The organism is Heterorhizobium halophytocola (genome assembly GCF_017873095.1).
Lineage (GTDB): Bacteria > Pseudomonadota > Alphaproteobacteria > Rhizobiales > Rhizobiaceae > Allorhizobium > Allorhizobium halophytocola.
In genome coordinates, this window is the sequence record NZ_JAGGJU010000006.1 from 196726 (window position 1) to 215567 (window position 18842).

Here is an 18842-nt window from a genome sequence, read left to right on the forward strand (position 1 = left end):
CATGACCGAAGAGACAGCCGCGGCTGACGCCGATCTTGCCCGCCACGCGGAAAAGATGGCCAAGAAGAAGGCTGCGCGCGACAAGATCATGGCGACCAAGACCGATGAGAAAGGCTTGATCATCGTGCATACCGGCAAGGGCAAGGGCAAGTCGTCGGCCGCCTTCGGGATGATCTTCCGGCATATCGCCCATGGCCGGAAATGCGCCGTCGTGCAGTTCATCAAGGGCGCCATGTCGACCGGTGAGCGCGACATGATCCTCGCCCGGTTTTCCGATCTCTGCGAATTCCACACCATGGGCGAGGGCTTTACCTGGGAAACCCAGGACAAGGCACGCGACATCGAGATGGCGCAGGCCGCCTGGGCGAAGGCCAAGGACCTGATCCGCGATCCGGCCAATGCCATGGTTCTGCTCGACGAGATCAATATCGCGATCCGCTACGACTATATCGATCTGGCCGAGGTCATCGAATTCCTGGCGACCGAAAAGCCGCACATGACCCATGTCGTGCTGACCGGGCGCAATGCCAAGGAAGGCCTGATCGAGATTGCCGACCTGGTGACCGAGATGGAACTGATCAAGCATCCCTTCCGCTCCGGCATCAAGGCGCAGATCGGGGTGGAATTCTGATGACGCAGAGCTGGCAGTTCTGGGCGCTGGTCTCGGCGGCCTTTGCGGCGCTGACCGCGATCTTCGGCAAGGTCGGCGTGGCCGGTGTCAATTCCGATCTGGCGACGCTGATCCGCACCGTGGTCATCTTCTGCGTGCTGGTCGGAATCGTGACGATGAGCGGCGAATGGCAGGCACCGTCGACGATCGGGGCGCGGACCTGGGTCTTCCTGGCGCTTTCGGGACTGGCGACCGGCGGTTCGTGGATTGCCTATTACCGGGCGCTGAAGATCGGCAACGCCTCGCAGGTGGCACCGATCGACAAGCTTTCGATCGTCTTCGTCGCAATCTTCGCGACCCTCTTTCTCGGCGAAGATCTGAGCCCGGTCGCCTGGGGCGGCATTGCCATGATCGCTGCCGGAACCGTGCTGGTGGCGCTGTTCTGAGCGTGGGGCTTCGCGTCGGCTAGAAACCCATCCACATCCGCACCGGATTGGCCGGATCGGCCAGCAGCTTTGCGGCCATGGCAAGGCAGGTGACGATCAGCAGCGGCTTGATGATCCTGGCGCCGTTCTTCATCGCCAGCCGCGACCCGACCTGCGCGCCCAGCACGGAGCCCACGGCCATCACGCAGCCGAGCTTCCACAGAATGGCGCCGGAAAAGATGAAGACGATGAAGGCGCCGACATTCGATCCGAAATTCAACAGCTTGGTGTGCGCCGTCGCCTTCAGCATGCCATAGCCGGACAGCGTGACGAAGCCTAGCATGTAGAAGGAGCCGGTGCCAGGACCGAAGAGGCCGTCATAGAAGCCGACGACCGGCACGACGGTGGCGGCAAAGACGATCGGGGTCAGGCGGCGGTGGCCGTCGACATCGCTCAGATTGGGTTTCAGGGCGAAATAGATGGCAACGGCGACCAGCAGAAAGGGCATGACGATCTGCAGCACGGTGCCCGGCACATAGGCCGCCGTGATCGCACCGATCGCACCGCCGGCCGCTGCCACCAGCGCCATCGGCAGCTGCGCCTTGATGTCCATGTGGCCCTTGCGCGCATAGGCGATCGTCGAGGATGCGGCGGCAAACTGTCCCTGCAGCTTGTTGGTGCCGAGCGCATGCAAGGGCGGAATGCCGGCAATCAGCAGCGCCGGAATGGTGATCAGCCCGCCACCGCCGGCAATCGAATCGACGAAACCTGCGAAAAAGGCGGCAAAGAACAGGAGGATGAAGACGTGGAGGGCGATATCGGTCAAGGGATGGCTCATGGCAGGGCGTGCGGATTTGCGAGCGTCCTCATGCACCAGGCCTGGAATTTGTGCAATCCATGGGCCCGCGATTGCCGGATCTGTAGCCCCGTTGCGCATCGCTGACACGATCCGCCGCAAACGGATTTGACCCTCGGGCCGGGCTTCGCTAAACCTCGACACAATGTGCGACGGCGCCTGTTCGACAGGCTGGAAATAGTCCGGTGCGGCCGACCCAATCAGGGGGCCAATTCCGGAGCTGTCCCAAAGGCCATGGGGATGCGGTCGGTTCGATCGTGTTTCCGGCGCTTCGTACATCGGACATAACGAAGCAGGAGGCCAGGCAATATGGCGGAAAAACTCGGAATCATGGTCTGCGGCCACGGCAGCCGCAACCAGAATGCGGCCCGCGAATTCGCCGTGATCGCTGAGGGTCTGAAGGCGCGCAATCCCGACCTGCCGGTCGAATACGGCTATCTCGAATTCTGCAATCCGGTGATCTCGGCAGGTCTCGACAGCCTGCGCGAACAGGGCGTCACCCGGGTGCTGGCGGTGCCCGGCATGCTGTTTGCCGCGGGACATGCCAAGAACGACATTCCCTCGGTGCTCAACACCTATCAGGCGCAGAACCCGGGCATGGTGATCAATTACGGGCGCGAGCTCGGTATCGACCTGAAGATGATCCGGGCTGCCGGAGACCGTATCCAGGCCGCCGTCGATGCAGCCAATGCCGAGCATGGCACCGTCGACAAGCACGACACGCTGCTGATGGTGGTCGGTCGCGGGTCCTCCGATCCCGACGCCAATTCCAACGCCACCAAGGTCATGCGCATGCTCTGGGAAGGCATGGGCTTCGGCTGGGGCGAGACCTGCTATTCCGGCGTCACCTTTCCGCTGGTCGAGCCGGGGCTCACCCATGCCGCCAAGCTTGGCTACAAGCGGATCATCGTCTTTCCCTATTTCCTGTTCACCGGCGTGCTGGTGAAGCGGATCCATGCCTATACCGACGAGGTGGCGGCCCGATATCCCGACATCCAGTTCGTCAAGGCCGGCTACCTAAACGATCACCCGCTGGTGCTCGACGCCTTCCAGGACCGCGTCATGGAAATTCTGCACGGTGCGGCGGTGATGAACTGCCAGATGTGCAAATATCGCGAGCAGGTGCTGGGCTTCGAGGCCGATATCGGCCAGCCGCAGGAGAGCCATCATCACCATGTCGAAGGCATTGGCGGCGGACTGGAAGACTGTCCCTGCGGAGGCGATTGCGATGCCTCCTGTCGCGACGAGGAGTTCTGCAGGAAGCACGGTCTGCCGTGGACGCCGGTCCATTCCCATGCCGAGCCGAACGACCTGGCGCCGGCCTTCGACTATTCGGCCTCCTTCACGCTCGGCGGCAAATACGCCCATCTGACGGACGCAACCCCGGATGCCGAACTGCAGGCGGTGATGGATGCGCCATCCTCCGGCAAGACCGCCGGCCACGAACACGGCCCGGATTGCGGCTGCGGCCGCGATCATCACCATGACCACGGACATCGCCACCATGATGGGCACGACCATGCGCATGGTGCCGCGCATGATCATTCGCACAGCCACGGCCACAGCGATGCCCACTCCCACGGGCATGATCATTCCCACGACCACCATCATGCGCCATATCCCCATGCCGATCACCCGCTGGGACCGAAGTCGATGCAGAAGAAGCGCTGATGCGGCTGTTCGATCGCATCTTGATCGTCGACTGGTCCGGGGCCGGGCAACCGGTGACCGGAAAGAACTCGCTCTGGGCTTGCCTGGTGCGCTGCGATCACGGCCGGGTGGAGATCGATTGGACCGAGAATTTTCGCACGCGTGACGCTTTCATGCAGCGGTTGGAGGCGGTGCTGCGCCAATGCGTGGCAACCGGTGAGCGGCTGCTTGTCGGATTCGACTTTGCCTTCGGTTATCCGGCAGGCGCCGCCTTGCGCATTGCCGGGGAGGCAAACTGGCGCGCGCTCTGGCGCAAGGTTGCAAACGAGGTGACCGATGGGCCGGACAATTCCAATAACCGTTTCGAGCTGGCCTCGCGCTGGAATGCCCGATACTTCTCCGGCGAGCCGCGTTTCTGGGGCCGGCCGCATCAGCATGCCTATGCCGATCTCTCGGACACCAGACCGGAAGCGCCGAAGACGCCGCCATTTGCTTTTCGCCGGTCCGAACATTTCGCCAAGGGCGCGAAACCGGTCTGGCAGCTAAATGGGGCCGGTGTGGTCGGCAGCCAGACGCTGCTCGGCATCGCCCGTCTCTCGCGCTTTCTCGACGAGAGTGACTTTGGCGACTGCGTAGCCGTCTGGCCGTTCGAGACCGGCTTCGTGGGCAAATTTGAAAAGCCTGTCGTCTTTGCCGAGATCTATCCGTCGCTCTTCGATCTGCCGGCTGGCGACGTCGTCAAGGATGCGGCTCAGGTCAAGACGGTGGCCGAAGCCTTCGGGCGCTTTGACATCGACGGCGTGCTGGGGCGGCTGTTCGAGGCACCGGAGGGGCTCGACGCGGACGATAGGCGTCTCGCTGTAGCCGAAGAGGGCTGGGTGCTCGGTATCGGTCACCGGGCGTTGACCACGCGCCGCCAGCCGCCGGAGGTCGAGGAGCCCGTGTCGAACGCGATGCCGCTCGACTATCTGCGCGACCCCGCGGCGATCTACCGTAAGTCTTTCGAGACCATTCAGTGCGAGGTGACGCTCGATCGCTTTCCATCTGCCATGCAGCCGCTGGTCGTGCGGCTCATCCACGCCTGTGGCATGACCGACCTTGCCGACGACATCGCCTTTTCCGCCGGGGCCTTCGAGGTGGGCGCTGCAGCGCTTGCGGCCGGCGCCGCGGTGCTCTGCGACGCCGAGATGGTGCGCCACGGCATCATCCGCCGCCTGCTGCCGGCCGACAACGATCTGCATTGCCTGCTTTCCGACGAGGCCTTGCGCCCGAAAGCGGCCGAAATCGGCAATACCCGCTCGGCGGCCGAAATCGATCTCTGGGAAGACCGCGGCCTGCTCGAAGGCGCCGTGGTCGCGATCGGCAACGCACCGACAGCGCTGTTCCGCCTGCTGGAACGGCTGGACGCCGGCGCCGCGAAGCCGGCCATCATTCTCGGCTTTCCCGTCGGTTTCGTTGGGGCTGCCGAGAGCAAGGCGGCGCTGATCGGAAACAGCCGCGGCATACCGTATATTGCCGTCGAGGGACGGCGCGGAGGCTCGGCGATGGCATCGGCCGCGGTCAACGCATTGGCGGGAGGGCTCGGCACCAATGTCTGATATGGGCGTAACACCCTGGCTGACCGTGATCGGCATCGGTGACAACGGGCTTGCCAGCCTGACGCCGGAGGCGCAATCGCTTGTCTGGCAGGCCGAGACGATCGTGCTCGGCGAGCGGCTGGAGACGGTGCTGACCGGCAGCAATCTGCCGGATCTGAAGCGCGTGCTGAACTGGTCCGCCGGCTTTCGCGACACCCTCGATGAAGTGCTGAAACTGCGCGGTACGCCCGTGACGGTGCTGGCGACCGGCGACCCGATGCATTTCGGCATCGGCGCGACGCTCAGGCGCTATCTGCCGGCACGCGAAATGCGCGTGCTGCCGAGCCCGTCCGCCTTTTCGCTGGCCGCCGCCCGGCTTGGCTGGCCTCTGCAGCATGTGGCGCAGATATCGCTGCATGGTCGCCCCGTCGCCCATCTGGCACGCCACATCCTGCCGGGCGCGCGCATCCTGTCGCTGACCGGTGACCGCAACACCGTGCTCGACGTTGCCGACATGCTGGTCGCCAATGGCTTCGGCGGCTCCGTGCTCAGCATACTGGAACATATGGGCGGGGCGAAGGAGCGGATCATCCGCCGCACCGCGCTCGATCTGGCCAATCAACGGCCGGAGGTCAGCGACTTTTATACCCTTGCCATCGATTGCGCCGCCGATGGCCCGGTGCTGTCGCCGATCCCCGGCCTGCCGGACGATGCCTTTCGCCATGACGGCCAGCTGACCAAGAGCGAGATCCGCGCCGTCACGCTGTCGCTGCTGAAACCCCATCCGAACGCTCTGCTGTGGGATGTCGGGGCCGGTTGCGGCTCGATCTCGATCGAATGGCTGCGCTGCGGCATGGGCCTCGAGGCAATCGCCATCGAAAGCAAGCCGAAGCGGATCGGCCTGATCGAACAGAACGCCTATCTGCTGGGCACGCCGGACCTGCAGCTGGTGGAGGGTCTGGCACCCGATGCGCTGACCGATCTGCCGGACCCCGACCGGATCTTCATCGGTGGCGGCATCAACCATGAAGGCGTGTTCGAGACCTGCTGGGAAGCGCTGAAGCCTGGCGGCATTCTGGTCGCCAATGCGGTGACCGTCGAAGGCGAGGGGCAGATCGCCTATCTGCACAGCGTTCATGGCGGCGAACTCGTGCGCCTCCAGGTCTCGCGCGCAGGCCCCGTCGGGCGCTTCAGCGGCTGGAAACCGCTGATGCCGGTGACCATCTGGAGCGTGGTGAAGGAGCGCGCGGCATGAGGACCGGTTTGGCGTTCGATAGGCGTGGCACTGTTGCGCGCTGCCCGCCGTCTCGCACGATGTCATCTGCATCCAGGAAACCGTCACTGCAACGCGCAAAGCGGGGGCCTCACCTCATCGAAAGCGGGGGCGCAGCATGACCGGCAAGCTCTATGGCCTCGGCCTCGGGCCGGGCGACCCGGAGCTGATCACGCTGAAGGCGCACCGGATCATCCGCTCGGTGCCGGTGATTGCCTATCCGGCGCCGGATACCGGCGAGAGTTTCGCCCGGCGCATCGCCGCACCGTATCTGATCCCCGAGCAGATCGAGGTGCCGATCCTCGTACCGATGCGGGTGGAACGGTTCCCGGCACAGGAAATCTACACCAAGGCTGCCGACGAGATCGGAGCCCATCTCGATGCGGGGCGCGATGTGGCGGTGCTCTGCGAGGGCGATCCGTTTTTCTATGGCTCCTTCATGTATCTGTTCGAGCGGCTGGCGCACCACTATCCGACCGAGGTCGTGCCGGGTGTGTCCTCGATCATGGCATCCGCATCCGCCCTTGGCCGGCCGCTTGCGGCACGCAACGACGTGCTGAGCGTGCTGCCCGGACCGCTCAGCGATGATCGGATCAAAGCCGGCATCGATGCGGCCGGGGCGGTCGCCATCATCAAGCTCGGCCGGCATTTCGCCCGTATCCGCGCCCTGATCGACACCATGGGGCTGACGACCCATGCAGCCTATGCCGAACGCGTCAGCCTTGCCGAACAGCGCGTGATGCCGCTTGCCGATGTCGCGGAAGACGCCGCCCCCTATTTCTCGATGATCCTGATCTACAAAGGTGGCGAGGCCTGGCATCCGGCCCTTGCCACCAGCAATGGACCCACCTCATGACGTCTTTATCCCATCCCGCCGTCATCATCCTCTCGGAGCCGACCCTGGACCTCGGCCGGCGCATTGCCGCGCTGACCGGCGGCGAGGTGCATGGCGCGGCCGGGCGCACCAGGGGCGCTTCGGTCCTGTTTGACGATCTCCGGCAGCATGTCGGCGCACTCTTCGGCGAGGGTCGGCCGATCATTGCGGTCATGGCATCGGGCGCGCTGATCCGGCTTCTGGCGCCGCTGCTGTCCGACAAGACGAGCGATCCGCCGGTTGTCGCCGTGTCGGAGGACGGCGCCTCCGTCGTTCCGCTGCTCGGCGGCCATCATGGCGCCAATGATCTCGCGCGTGCCATCGCGGCCGGCCTTCAGGCGCATGCCGCGATCACCACAGCCGGCGATCTGAAATTCGGCGTCGCCCTCGACCAGCCGCCGCAGGGATTGGTGCTCGCCAATCCGGCGGATGCCAAGGGGGTGATGGCGGAACTGGTGGCGGGCGGTTCGGCTCGGTTGGACGTGGTGAACTTGACGAACGATGGCGCTGAGCCCGTGGCGCGCCCCTTCTGGCCTGCCGGCCATCTCCCCCTCAAGGGGGGCGATCAGCTGGGGGCGACCGCGCCGGCTTCAGCGGTGTTGGCGGATCCCGCAGCGGCGTCAGGTGAAACGCCTGCACAGGGGGACGGCATTCCAGGGACATTCGAGGCGGTATCGACAGCGGCGCAACATCAAGTCGCCAATTCAAAGATTGGCCAATTGGCCGGCCACGAGTCGATCTCCCCCCTTGAGGGGGAGATGCCCGGCAGGGCAGAGGGGGGTATGTCCCCTGACAACCACAACATTGCCGACTGGCTCACCCGATCCCGCATCCCGTTTGCCGATGACGCCGCCGTCACCCTGACGATCACTGACCGGGCAAAATCGCCCGCACACCTCGAACTCGTCTACCATCCGAAGACGCTGGTGCTCGGCATGGGCTGCGAGCGGCATGCGTCCAGTGAAGAGGCGATCGCGCTGGCGGAATCGGCGCTGGCCGATAGTGGCCATGCCCGCCAGAGCCTGGCGGCCGTCTGCTCGATAGATCTCAAGGCCGACGAGGCTGCGGTACATGCAGTCGCCGCGCATTTCGGCGTGCCGGCGCGCTTCTTTGACGCGGCAACGCTGGAGGCCGAGGCACCACGCCTGGTCAACCCGTCCGATATCGTCTTTGCCGAGGTGGGCTGCCACGGCGTGGCGGAAGGTGCGGCTCTCGCGGCCGCCGGACCCGGCGGCACGCTGGTTGTCGAGAAGATCAAGTCGAAGGGTGTCACGGCGGCCATTGCCAGATCGAACATGCTGCTCGATCCCTCACGCTTCGGCCGGTCGCGCGGGCGCCTCTATGTCGTCGGCATCGGCCCGGGCTCCGAGGCCTGGCGCTCGCCGGAGGTGTCGCGCATGGTCGCGGCATCGACCGACCTCGTCGGCTATTCGCTTTATCTCGACCTGCTGGGCGACCTCACCACCGGCAAGACGCGCCATGATTTCGATCTGGGCAAGGAGGAGGCGCGCGTCGTCCATGCGATGGAACTGGCGGGCGAGGGGCGCGACGTGGCGCTCGTCTGCTCCGGCGACGCCGGCATCTATGCCATGGCGACGCTCGTTTTTGAGCTGTTCGACAAGGGCGGGATATCGGATGCCGCAAGCCGCATCGCGGTCCAGTGCTCGCCCGGCATTTCTGCGCTCCAGGGCGCCGCCGCCCGCATCGGCGCACCGCTCGGGCACGACTTCTGCACGATTTCGCTGTCGGACCTGCTGACACCGTGGGAGCATATCCAGAAGCGGGTGCGGGCAGCCGGCGAGGGGGATTTCGTCATCGCCTTCTACAATCCGGTGTCGATGAAGCGCCGTACCCAGCTTGCCTGGGCGCGCGACGAACTGATGAAATACCGTCCCGCCTCGTCTCCCGTCGTGCTCGCCACCAATCTCGGTCGCGCGGGCGAAAATGTCCGCACCGTGCCGCTCGGCGAGCTCGACGTGGACGATGTCGACATGCTGACCGTGGTCGTCGTCGGCTCATCGGAAAGCCGCACGGTAAAAACCGGCGACGGGAAGACCTGGGTCTATACCCCGCGCGGCTATTCCGGAAAGGCCGATACGGCCATGACGGGAGCGGCGGAATGAGTGATCCCGGCCGATCGACGGGAATCGCGGTCGCAGCAATCGTTCACGGTGGTGGACTTGGCTCACCCCCCTCTGTCCTGCCGGACATCTCCCCCTCAAGGGGGGAGATCACCGTGTCGCGACGGTGCCGAACCTCTCGCAACACTCGTGCTGCGAAAGGTCGAAATCGGCCGGCCCTTTCCGCCAATCTCGGCCTCAGTTTTGAAGCGAGCGGCCGCCTCCAGCCGATCTCCCCCCTTGAGGGGGAGATGCCCGGCAGGGCAGAGGGGGGTACCGACCGGCAAACAGTTTGCCCGTCGCATTCCACTGCCCGACCGCGGTCTGTAGACACCGGCCAGCGCGGTGATTGTGATCGCGCGCCGCAAGGCGGGCGCACCCACCAGCCGAACCTCCATTTCACGGGACCCACATCATGACCGTCTATTTCATCGGCGCCGGACCCGGCGCGCCGGATCTCATCACCGTGCGGGGCCTGCGGCTGATCGAGCGCTGCCCGGTCTGCCTCTATGCCGGATCGCTGGTACCGGAGGAGATCGTCCACGCGGCGCCCGAGGGGGCGATCGTCCGGGATACCGCGCCGATGCATCTCGACGAGATCATCGCAGAGATTGTGGCCGCGCACGGGCGCGGCCAGGACGTGGCGCGGGTCCATTCCGGCGATCCGTCGATCTACGGCGCCACCGCCGAACAGATGCGCAGGCTCGATGCGTTGGAGATCCCTTACGATGTGGTGCCTGGTGTGCCGGCTTTCGCCGCCACCGCGGCGCGGCTGAAAACCGAGCTGACCCTGCCGGAAATTGCCCAGACGGTGATCGTCACCCGCACCGGGATGAAGGCCTCGTCGATGCCGGAATTCGAAACGCTGGAGATCCTGGGTAAGTCCCGCGCAACGCTTGCGATCCATCTGTCGATCCGCAACCTGCCGCATATCCGTGACACGCTGACGCCCTATTACGGGGAGGACTGCCCGGTGGTGATCGCCTATCGCGCCACCTGGCCGGACGAGTTGTTCCTCCGCACGACGCTGAAGGACATGCAAGGCGCCGTGCGCGAGGCGAAGATCACCCGCACGGCGCTGATCATGGTCGGCAAGGTGTTCGGCTCCGCCGAATTCCGTGACAGCGACCTCTATAATTCCGAATTCAGCCATGTACTGCGCAATGTCGGCAAGAAGAAAAGGCGGTCTGATCCGGTCTGACCGAGGCCAAGATGAAGACCTGGGCCTTCGAGGCGGAACTCTGGGAATATAGCGGCAAGGGTTCCTGGCATTTCGTCACCGTCCCACCCGATATCGGCTTCCAGATCCGCTCCGAGTCGGCCGGCGGGCTCCCGGGCTTCGGACAGGTCGCGGTCGATGCCACCATCGGAGACACCCGGTTTCACACCAGCCTGTTTCCCGACAGGGCGAGCGGCAGCTACCTGCTGCCGGTCAAGGCTGCGGTGCGCAAGGCGGAACGGCTTTCGGCCGGCACGTCGGTCGGCGTACTGCTTGGGCTCAGATGACACTTGCGCCGGCCAATGGCGGGGATAATCTCGGCGCGACAACCAACAGGGAGATTAGGCATGTCGTCGGAAGGCGTGGTCCAGGGCAGCTGCCGCTGCGGTCAGGTGAAGCTCAAGGTGCGCGGTAAGCCGGTCATGACCATGGCGTGCCATTGCACCGGTTGCCAGAAGATGTCGGCCAGCGCCTTTTCGTTGAGCGCGCTCTATCCGCAGGAGGCCTTCGAGGTCGCGGGCAAGGAGCCGGTGCTCGGCGGCACGCAGGGCGAAATCCGCCATTTCTGCTGCCCCGACTGCAAGAGCTGGATGTTTACCCGCTTCGACGGCATGGGGCCTTTCGTCAATGTGCGCGCGACCATGCTCGACAATGCCCATCACTTCAAACCCTTCATGGAAACCCAGACGGCGGAGAAGCTGCCCTGGGCCACTACGCCTGCCGTGCACAGCTTCGAACGCTTCCCGGCACCCGCCGCCTATCCGAAGATGATGGAGGCCTTCGCCCAGTCGGACTACACCGGCTGAGGCTTGCCGCTTGAACCGAGGGGCGGGCTTCGCTAAGCCGGTCTGAAGGTTGCGCGTCGCAGCCGGAAAACAGACATCTGGTGGTTTCATGCACAAGGTTATCTACGATACGGATCCCGGCGTCGACGACGCCATGGCGCTGCTCTTCCTGCACCATCACCAGGAAATCGATCTGCTCGGGATCACCACCGTCTTCGGCAATGCGACGATCGAGACGACGACGCGCAATGCGCTGTTCCTGAAGCGCGAATGGAAGATCGATTGTCCGGTCGCGCGCGGCGCCGGCGAAACCTTCATCCCGCACCGCCCCAGCCACGAGCCGCCGGTGCTGATCCATGGCCATGACGGCCTCGGCAATATCGGCGTGCCCGAGACGATCGACCTGCCCGAGGACGGGCGTCCGGCGCACCGCTTCATCGTCGACACCATCCGCGCCAATCCGGGTGAGGTGACGCTGGTCGCGGTCGGCCGGATGACCAATCTGGCGCATGCGCTGAAGGAGGATCCGGAGATCGTCGACCTGGTGAAGCAGGTGGTGATCATGGGCGGCGCCTTCGATTGCAACGGCAATGTCACGCCGGCGGCGGAAGCCAATATCCACGGCGACCCGGAGGCGGCCGACATCGTCTTCACCGCCAAATGGCCGGTCGTCGTCGTCGGCCTCGACGTCACCATGCAGACGGTGATGACGAATACACAGCTGGCCGACATCCGCGATGCCGCGGGTTCCAGCCGCGCGCGGCTGCTGTTCGATCTCTCGCAATTCTACATCCAGTTCTACCAGGGGCGTGTGCCGGACGGCATGGTGGTGCATGACAGCTGCGCCGCCGTCTATGTCGTGGCGCCCGAGCTGTTTCAGACCCGCGCCGGCGCCATCCGCGTCGTCTGCGGCGGCATTGCCGACGGCCAGACGATCCAGAAGCCCGACGGCCGCGGCTTCGGCCCGTCCGACTGGGACGGCATTGTCAGCCAGACGATCTGCACCGGCATCGACGCCGAGGCCGTGCTGCGGCTGATCCACGACACGATCGTGTCGGTGAAGGAAGATTGAGGACCGTGGCCGGTTGCAACAGGACGCGTCGTCCAACACTTTTCGGCGCGGCGTCGACCACGATGGCAGCATGACCTCGCCAGACAATCCCGTGCCTGCCAGGCGGCGTGCCCCTGCCACCAGCGAATTGAAACATGCCGTCACGTTCGCCATGTGCATCGCCTTCGTCATGGCATTGGTGGTGAGCGAGAACATCGTCGTCGCGACCGGGTCTGAGCCGATCAAGATTGTCGTCGGCTACTTTGACCTTTCGATATCGACAGTGCCCGTGCTTGTGATGGTTTTCGAACTTTGCAGTGCCTCGGCCTTTCTTCTGATCGTCAGGGGATGCAGTGCACTGGAAGGCCCAAGCCTGAGCTTGCGGATCAATGCCTGGTTTCGCAAGCACTGGAAGCGCGACCGTAGCCAAGCGGAGTTTCGTTCGGTGCTCGGCACCGCGCAATTCAGCCTCGCGCTGATCCTGGCCGGACTGTGGATATGGCTTGTTCCGGAGTTTCTGGCGTTTCCCGCACTTCTCTTCCTTTTTGCCTTGCCGGTGAGCGCTCTTCTGTTATCGCTGGCATCCGGTCTGGCTTTCAGGCCGGTGCCAAGCATGATCGCCGCGATCGTGTGCGGGGCGATCGCCTGTGGTCTGATCCGCACTGCGTGATTTTGAGGTTACCCGTGAGGAAGCGCGGCGAAAGTAGTGGGCCAGATGCAGGCAGGACTGAACCGCATCAACAGTCCCATCCTTCATTTTTTGTCTTCGCCGCAACGTCCATATTCGGCGTGTTCGCTTTCCGGTTTAGCCTTCAATTTACCCGTCATTGGGATAGGAATCTCGCTGCAGTGTAGCGTCAGGCGTGAGGGAGATGCTTGGACATGGCGATTGAAAAAGGGCATTCGCGGGCCGGGGAGCCGGCGATCCTGATCCCGGCGATCGGGCTGGAACTGATGGTGCGGGTGGCGCCGGAGGCGACGGGCGGGCAATATGCATGCATCGACACCGTCAATGCGCCGGGATTCGGGCCGCCGCGCCATCGCCACCGCGAGACCGAGGTCTTCCGGGTGCTGGAAGGACGCTATCTGTTCGAGGTCGACGGCGAACAATTCCATGCCGGCGAAGGCGATGTGGTGACGGTTCCGGGCGGTGCGGCGCATGCCTTCGTCAATGTCACCGACAGGCCGGCGCGGCAATATATCCTGATCACGCCCGGCCTCGACGCCCGGGCCTTCTTCGAGGGACTGGCGCATGTCATGCGGGACGGGCGTCCCGACCGGGAGGCCCTGAATGCCTTCGGCCTTCGATGGGACGTCGAATTCCTGGGTCCACCTCTCACCGTGCCGGAGCACGCCTGACCATCAGGATGGTTCTGGGCGGGCGATCAGGATCACCGGCAGGCCGAGCATCCGCGCGGCCTCGATCTTGCCGAAGCCGGCAGCACCGCCGGAATTGCGACACACGACATGGGTGATGCGATGGCCAGACAGCAGCGCCGCCTCGCTGTCGGCATCCGCCGGCTTGCCGATCAGCAGATCATGGCTGGCGAACCCTAGGGGCACTTCCGGCGGGTCGACCATGCGCAGGACGAAGTGGCAATCGGTGCGGGCCCGGAAGGCATCGAGATACTGCCGCCCGAGCGCCAGAAACACCCGCGCGCCGCGGGGCAGGGCGGCGGCGGCCGCGTCGAGCGAGGCAACGTCCGTCCAGCGATCGCCCGTCCCGGCAAGCCATGGCCGGCGCTCGACGCGCTCCAGCGGGATGCCGGCCGCGGCACAGGCGCTGACCGCATTTTGTGAAATCCGCCGGGCGAAGGGATGCGTTGCATCGATCACCCGGCTCACCTGCTCGTCCTTCAGATACCCTGCCAGTCCGTCCGCACCGCCAAAGCCGCCGATCCGCACTTCGCCGGGCGGCAGCACCGGATCCATCGTCCGGCCGGCAAGCGAGGTGATCACCCTTGCGGTTGTCTCTGCCACCAGTCGGGCGGCCAGATCTGCCGCCTCCGCCGTACCGCCCAGGATCAGCACCGTGTCTCTAGACCGCATGGGCGATGATCGCTCCCTTGCGGTCGACGAGCAGGACGTCGACGTTCACCGGCGCACCGCGCAGTGTCGCAAGCGCCGTTTCGCGCGCCAGCGCGGCGATCGGGCCGGCAAGATCGATACCCAACCCGCGGGTGATTTCCAGCACTTCGAGGGCGGTATTGGCGGCCTTTATCCGTGCCTTTACCGGTTGGGCCAAGTCGCGGCATGCTGGCAGGTTCAGGAAGAAATCGAAATCCACCTGGCTGCGGGCCGAATGCAGGTCGAGCGCGCCCTGGGCGAGCTTGGTCAGCTTGGCAAAGCCGCCGGCGATCGTCAGCTGCGGCACGGGATGCACGCGCAGATATTTGAGCAGGCCACCGGCGAAATCGCCCATGTCGAGCAAGGCGCCGTCGGGCAGGCGATGAAAGGCCTGCGCCGCCTTTTCCGATGTCGAACCGGTCGCACCCAGCACATGGCTCAGACCTTCCGCGCGGGCGACGTCGATGCCGCGGTGGATCGAGTGAATCCAGGCCGAGCAGGAAAACGGATGCACGACGCCCGTGGTGCCGAGAATCGACAGGCCGCCGACAATGCCGAGCCGCGGATTCCAGGTCTTCTGCGCGATCGATGCCCCGTCTGGAACAGAAACCGTCACCTCGATATCTGCGGCAAGGCCATGCTCTGCACAGAGCGCCTCGATCTCCGCCGTCATCATCGCGCGGGGAACCGGATTGATCGCCGCTTCGCCGACCGCGATCGGCAGGCCCGCCTTGGTGACCGTGCCGACGCCGTCGCCGGCGACAAAGCGGATGCCGCTTGCCGCTGGCAGTTGCCGCACGCGCACGGATATCGTGGCACCATGGGTCACATCGGGATCATCCCCGGCATCCTTGACGATCGCCGCTTCGGCAAGGCCGTCGTCGAGAGCCTCGTGGCAAAGCGCAAAGGCCGGTGTCTGGCCGCGCGGCAGCGTGATCGTCACCGGGTCGGGGAAGCTGCCGGTGAGCAGCGCGGTCAGGGCGGCCTTGGTCGCCGCGGTCGCGCAGGCACCGGTCGTCCAGCCGGTGCGAAGCACGCCTTCCGGACGCTGCCTTGTGGCAGACGCGGTGTCATCGATCGGCGGGGCGGGCGTGCTCATGGCGCCGTTATAGGACAGGTCGCAGCAGGGCGAAAGCCGGTGCCTTTCCGTGCGGCGTTGCAATTTTCGGGAGTGAGGCATAGACGGGTGCCATGAGTGACAGTCCCTTTGCGCATCTGCCGTCTTTGGAGCTGGGTCATGTCTGGCTTGCCGGTGCGGGGCCGGGCGATCCGGGCCTGCTGACGCTGCTTGCCGCCAAGGCGCTCGGCGAGGCCGATGTGATCGTTCACGACGCGCTGGTCAACGCGGACTGCCTGAAGCTTGCGCGCACGGGAGCTGCCCTCGAATATGCCGGCAAACGCGGTGGCAAGCCGTCTGCCCGGCAGCGCGACATCTCGCTGCGGCTGGTCGAACTTGCCCGCGAAGGCAAGCGCGTGCTGCGGCTGAAAGGCGGCGATCCCTTCGTCTTCGGCCGGGGCGGCGAAGAGGCGATGACGCTGGTCGAACATGGCGTGCCGTTCCGCATCGTGCCGGGCATTACCGCCGGCATAGGCGGGCTCGGCTATGCCGGCATTCCCGTCACCCACCGAGAGGTCAACCATGCCGTCACCTTCCTTACCGGCCATGATTCGTCCGGGCTGGTGCCCGACCGGATCGACTGGCAGGCGATCGCCAGGGGGTCGCCGGTGATCGTCATGTATATGGCGATGAAGCATATCGGCCATATCGCCGCGGCGCTGATCGCCGGCGGACGATCGTCAGACGAGCCGGTCGCCTTTGTCTGCGATGCCGCCACCGACCGGCAGCGCGTCGTCGAAACAACGCTTGAAGGCGCGGAGGCCGCAGCCCGCACGCTGGAGCCGCCGGCCATCGTCGTCGTCGGCGAGGTCGTGCGCCTGCGGCCGTCGCTCGACTGGCTGGGCGCGCTGTCCGGGCGCCGGCTGCAGCCGGACCCCTTCGCCGAGGCCAATCAGAAAGACAGGGCATGAGTGGATTGATGATCGCCGCACCGACAACCGGGTCGGGCAAGACGACTGTTACGCTCGGCCTGTTACGTGCACTGAAAAAGGCCGGCTATCCGGTGGCGCCCGGCAAGGCGGGACCCGATTATATCGACCCGGCCTTCCATGCGGCCGCGAGCGGCGAAGTCTGTCTCAATTTCGACCCCTGGGGCATGCGCCGCGAGCTGCTGGTCGCCAATGCGGCGCTGCATATGTCGGGCGGCAAGACGCTGGTGATCGAGGCGATGATGGGCCTGTTCGACGGGGCTGCCGACGGCTCGGGCTCGGCCGCCGATCTCGCCTCCATGCTCGGCCTCTCGGTCGTCCTCGTCGTAGACTGCGCCAAATCCTCCCACTCGATCGCAGCCCTGGTCAGCGGCTTTGCCAATTTCCGCATCGACATCCGCATTGTCGGCGTCATTCTCAACCGGGTCGGCAGCGATCGTCACGAGACCATGCTGCGCGGCGCGATGGACAAGATCCGCATGCCGGTCTTCGCCGTCATCCGCTCCGAACAGGCGCTCACCGTGCCGGAACGGCATCTGGGCCTGGTCCAGGCCGGCGAGCACGGCGAACTCGACAGTTTCATCGAGCATGCCAGCGACGTGGTGGCCGGCAATCTCGACCTCGCCACCCTGATGCGGGCCGCCCGGGCCATCCCGGACCGGACATCGGACGCCAATATCGCCCGGCTGCCGCCGCTCGGCCAGCGGATTGCCGTTGCCCGCGATATCGCCTCGGCCTTCTGCTACGAGCACATGCTGCTCGGCTGGCGCCGCCGTGGCGCGGAGATCTCCTTCTTCTCGCCGCTTGCCGACGAGGCGCCGGAGGCGGACTGCGACGCCGTCTATCTGCCGGGCGGCTATCCCGAGCTTCACGCCGGCAAGATTGCCGCCGCCGCCACCTTCCGCTCCGGGATGATCGCCGCGCGCGATCGCGGCGTGCGGATCTTCGGCGAGTGCGGCGGCTATATGGTGATGGGCGAGGGCCTGATCGACGCCGAGGGCGTCCGGCATGAGATGCTGGGGCTGCTGCCGGTGGTCACCAGCTACGAGACCCGCAAGCGGCATCTCGGTTACCGCAGGATCAGGCCGGTCGGGGGCGACTTCTTCGACACCGCGCTTGCTGCACACGAGTTTCATTATGCGACGATCGTCTCGGAAGGCGAGGGCGAGGCCCTGTTCGAGGCGGAGGATGCGCTCGGCATGCCGCTCGGCCGGCAAGGCCGTGTCCGCGGCACTGTCGCGGGGTCGTTCATGCACCTGATCGATATTGCCGGCGAGGCGCCATGAGCGGAGCGATCGCCCATGGCGGTGCGATCGGGGCGGCCATCGCCCGGTTTGGCGGCGCGAAGTCCGACTGGCTCGACCTGTCGACGGGGCTGAACCCCTGTCCACCCGACCTGCCGGCGCTCGACAACGCGGCATGGCATCGCCTGCCCGACCGCGAGCTGTTCGACCAGGCTGAAACGGCAGCCGCCCGCTTCTACGGCACCGTCGGCATGCGCCCGCTGGCCGTTGCCGGCACGCAGGCCGCCATCCAGCAATTGCCGGGTCTGGTGCAGCCGGGTCGCCGGGTCGCGATCGTAAGCCCGACTTACGGCGAATATGGACGGGTATTTGCCGAGGCCGGCTTTGCGATGGACCGCATTGCCGCCCTGGCCGACGTGACGGCGGATCACCGCCTCGTCGTGGTCGTCAATCCGAACAACCCGGATGGCCGGACATACCGCCCGGACGCGCTTGCGGCATTGGCCGGGCAGATGGCGGACCGCGGCGCGCTGCTCGTCGTCGACGAAGCCTTTGCCGACTGCACGCCGGGCATCAGCCTTGCGCCCGTGGTCCACGATCATCCCAATCTGCTCGTCTTCCGCTCCTTCGGCAAATTTTTCGGCATGGCCGGCATCCGCATCGGCTTCGTGCTTGCCGGTGACGCGCTGCGCCAAGCGCTGGAAACCACGCTTGGTCCCTGGGCCGTCTCCGGACCGGCGCTCTGCGTGGCCGCCAGGCTGATGACGGGTGACACAAGCGCCATTCACCGGACGATTGCCGCACGCAAGGCGGCGCAGATGGATATCCTGCACGCCAACGGCCTCCAGCCGTTGGGCGGAACCTCTCTGTTCGCGCTGGTCGAGAGCGACCGTGCCGCGCAGTTGCACGATCATCTCTGCCGTCGGCATATCCTGACGCGCGTGTTCGACTACGCGCCGACATGGCTGCGTCTCGGCCTTTGCCCCGACCGCGCCGCCGACGCACGGCTGGGCGTGGCGCTGGCCGCATTCGGTGACCGCTGAAC

At 65.5% G+C, this 18842-nt stretch carries 19 protein-coding genes; 16 read left to right on the forward strand and 3 right to left on the reverse strand.

The annotated features are described in order from the left end of the window. Position 1: 1 nt before the first annotated feature. Both cobO and J2Z17_RS12610 read left to right on the forward strand, forming a co-directional pair. Positions 2 to 631, forward strand: a complete 630-nt coding sequence (cobO, locus tag J2Z17_RS12605) for a cob(I)yrinic acid a,c-diamide adenosyltransferase (RefSeq protein WP_209945474.1) — start codon at positions 2 to 4, stop codon at positions 629 to 631. After that, the gene (locus J2Z17_RS12610) at positions 631 to 1056 is read left to right on the forward strand and encodes an EamA family transporter (RefSeq protein WP_209945476.1); all 426 of its coding nucleotides are present in this window, start codon (positions 631 to 633) and stop codon (positions 1054 to 1056) included. Before cobO ends, J2Z17_RS12610 begins: the two co-directional genes overlap by 1 nt. Positions 1057 to 1075: 19 nt before the next feature. On the opposite strand, the gene J2Z17_RS12615 is transcribed toward J2Z17_RS12610, so the two are convergent. Then, positions 1076 to 1861: a TSUP family transporter gene (locus J2Z17_RS12615; protein ID WP_209945478.1), complete on the reverse strand. Its 786-nt coding sequence runs from the start codon at positions 1859 to 1861 to the stop codon at positions 1076 to 1078. A gap of 339 nt (positions 1862 to 2200) precedes the next feature. On the opposite strand from J2Z17_RS12615, the gene J2Z17_RS12620 reads away from it, so the two are divergent. The 11 genes from J2Z17_RS12620 (at position 2201) to J2Z17_RS12670 (ending at position 13799) form a co-directional block, all read left to right on the forward strand. Then, positions 2201 to 3562 carry a sirohydrochlorin chelatase gene (locus J2Z17_RS12620; protein ID WP_209945480.1) on the forward strand — a complete coding sequence of 454 codons (1362 nt, stop codon included), beginning with the start codon at positions 2201 to 2203 and terminating at the stop codon, positions 3560 to 3562. Between the two features lie 932 nt (positions 3563 to 4494). Then, a complete protein-coding gene (locus tag J2Z17_RS25225) occupies positions 4495 to 5139 on the forward strand; it encodes a precorrin-8X methylmutase (protein WP_245224097.1) in 645 nt (214 codons plus the stop codon). Beyond that, positions 5132 to 6373, forward strand: a complete 1242-nt coding sequence (gene cbiE / locus J2Z17_RS12630; RefSeq protein WP_377300076.1) for a precorrin-6y C5,15-methyltransferase (decarboxylating) subunit CbiE — start codon at positions 5132 to 5134, stop codon at positions 6371 to 6373. Before J2Z17_RS25225 ends, cbiE begins: the two co-directional genes overlap by 8 nt. 136 nt (positions 6374 to 6509) lie before the next feature. Beyond that, on the forward strand, positions 6510 to 7247 hold the full coding sequence (gene cobI, locus J2Z17_RS12635) for a precorrin-2 C(20)-methyltransferase (protein WP_209945484.1): 738 nt from the start codon (positions 6510 to 6512) through the stop codon (positions 7245 to 7247). Continuing rightward, a complete protein-coding gene (cobJ, locus tag J2Z17_RS12640) occupies positions 7244 to 9388 on the forward strand; it encodes a precorrin-3B C(17)-methyltransferase (RefSeq protein ID WP_209945485.1) in 2145 nt (714 codons plus the stop codon). Before cobI ends, cobJ begins: the two co-directional genes overlap by 4 nt. Positions 9389 to 9800: 412 nt before the next feature. After that, positions 9801 to 10586, forward strand: a complete 786-nt coding sequence (gene cobM, locus J2Z17_RS12645; RefSeq protein WP_209945487.1) for a precorrin-4 C(11)-methyltransferase — start codon at positions 9801 to 9803, stop codon at positions 10584 to 10586. An 11-nt stretch (positions 10587 to 10597) separates the two neighbouring features. Next, positions 10598 to 10891, forward strand: a complete 294-nt coding sequence (locus tag J2Z17_RS12650; RefSeq protein ID WP_209945488.1) for a DUF1905 domain-containing protein — start codon at positions 10598 to 10600, stop codon at positions 10889 to 10891. Between the two features lie 60 nt (positions 10892 to 10951). Further along, a complete protein-coding gene (locus J2Z17_RS12655) occupies positions 10952 to 11410 on the forward strand; it encodes a GFA family protein (RefSeq protein WP_209945490.1) in 459 nt (152 codons plus the stop codon). A gap of 88 nt (positions 11411 to 11498) precedes the next feature. Further along, the gene (locus J2Z17_RS12660) at positions 11499 to 12461 is read left to right on the forward strand and encodes a nucleoside hydrolase (RefSeq protein WP_209945492.1); all 963 of its coding nucleotides are present in this window, start codon (positions 11499 to 11501) and stop codon (positions 12459 to 12461) included. A 70-nt stretch (positions 12462 to 12531) separates the two neighbouring features. After that, the gene (locus J2Z17_RS12665) at positions 12532 to 13110 is read left to right on the forward strand and encodes a hypothetical protein (protein ID WP_209945494.1); all 579 of its coding nucleotides are present in this window, start codon (positions 12532 to 12534) and stop codon (positions 13108 to 13110) included. 212 nt (positions 13111 to 13322) lie between these two features. Continuing rightward, positions 13323 to 13799, forward strand: coding sequence for a cupin domain-containing protein (locus J2Z17_RS12670; RefSeq protein ID WP_209945496.1), 477 nt, complete (start codon positions 13323 to 13325; stop codon positions 13797 to 13799). Between the two features lie 3 nt (positions 13800 to 13802). Here J2Z17_RS12670 and J2Z17_RS12675 read toward each other — a convergent pair whose 3' ends face one another. Continuing rightward, positions 13803 to 14489 (reverse strand): cobalt-precorrin-6A reductase, encoded by a 687-nt coding sequence (locus tag J2Z17_RS12675; protein ID WP_209945498.1) that lies wholly within the window; start codon positions 14487 to 14489, stop codon positions 13803 to 13805. Beyond that, a complete protein-coding gene (locus J2Z17_RS12680; RefSeq protein ID WP_209945500.1) occupies positions 14479 to 15606 on the reverse strand; it encodes a cobalt-precorrin-5B (C(1))-methyltransferase in 1128 nt (375 codons plus the stop codon). Before J2Z17_RS12680 ends, J2Z17_RS12675 begins: the two co-directional genes overlap by 11 nt. Positions 15607 to 15698: 92 nt before the next feature. On the opposite strand from J2Z17_RS12680, the gene cobA reads away from it, so the two are divergent. The 3 genes from cobA to cobD are packed head-to-tail and all read left to right on the forward strand — an operon-like array spanning position 15699 to position 18840. Beyond that, a complete protein-coding gene (gene cobA / locus J2Z17_RS12685; RefSeq protein ID WP_209945502.1) occupies positions 15699 to 16535 on the forward strand; it encodes a uroporphyrinogen-III C-methyltransferase in 837 nt (278 codons plus the stop codon). Further along, on the forward strand, positions 16532 to 17839 hold the full coding sequence (locus J2Z17_RS12690) for a cobyrinic acid a,c-diamide synthase CobB (RefSeq protein WP_209945504.1): 1308 nt from the start codon (positions 16532 to 16534) through the stop codon (positions 17837 to 17839). The genes cobA and J2Z17_RS12690 overlap by 4 nt, the downstream gene beginning before the upstream one ends. Then, positions 17836 to 18840: a threonine-phosphate decarboxylase CobD gene (gene cobD / locus J2Z17_RS12695; protein ID WP_209945506.1), complete on the forward strand. Its 1005-nt coding sequence runs from the start codon at positions 17836 to 17838 to the stop codon at positions 18838 to 18840. Before J2Z17_RS12690 ends, cobD begins: the two co-directional genes overlap by 4 nt. The last annotated feature ends 2 nt before the right edge of the window (positions 18841 to 18842 follow it).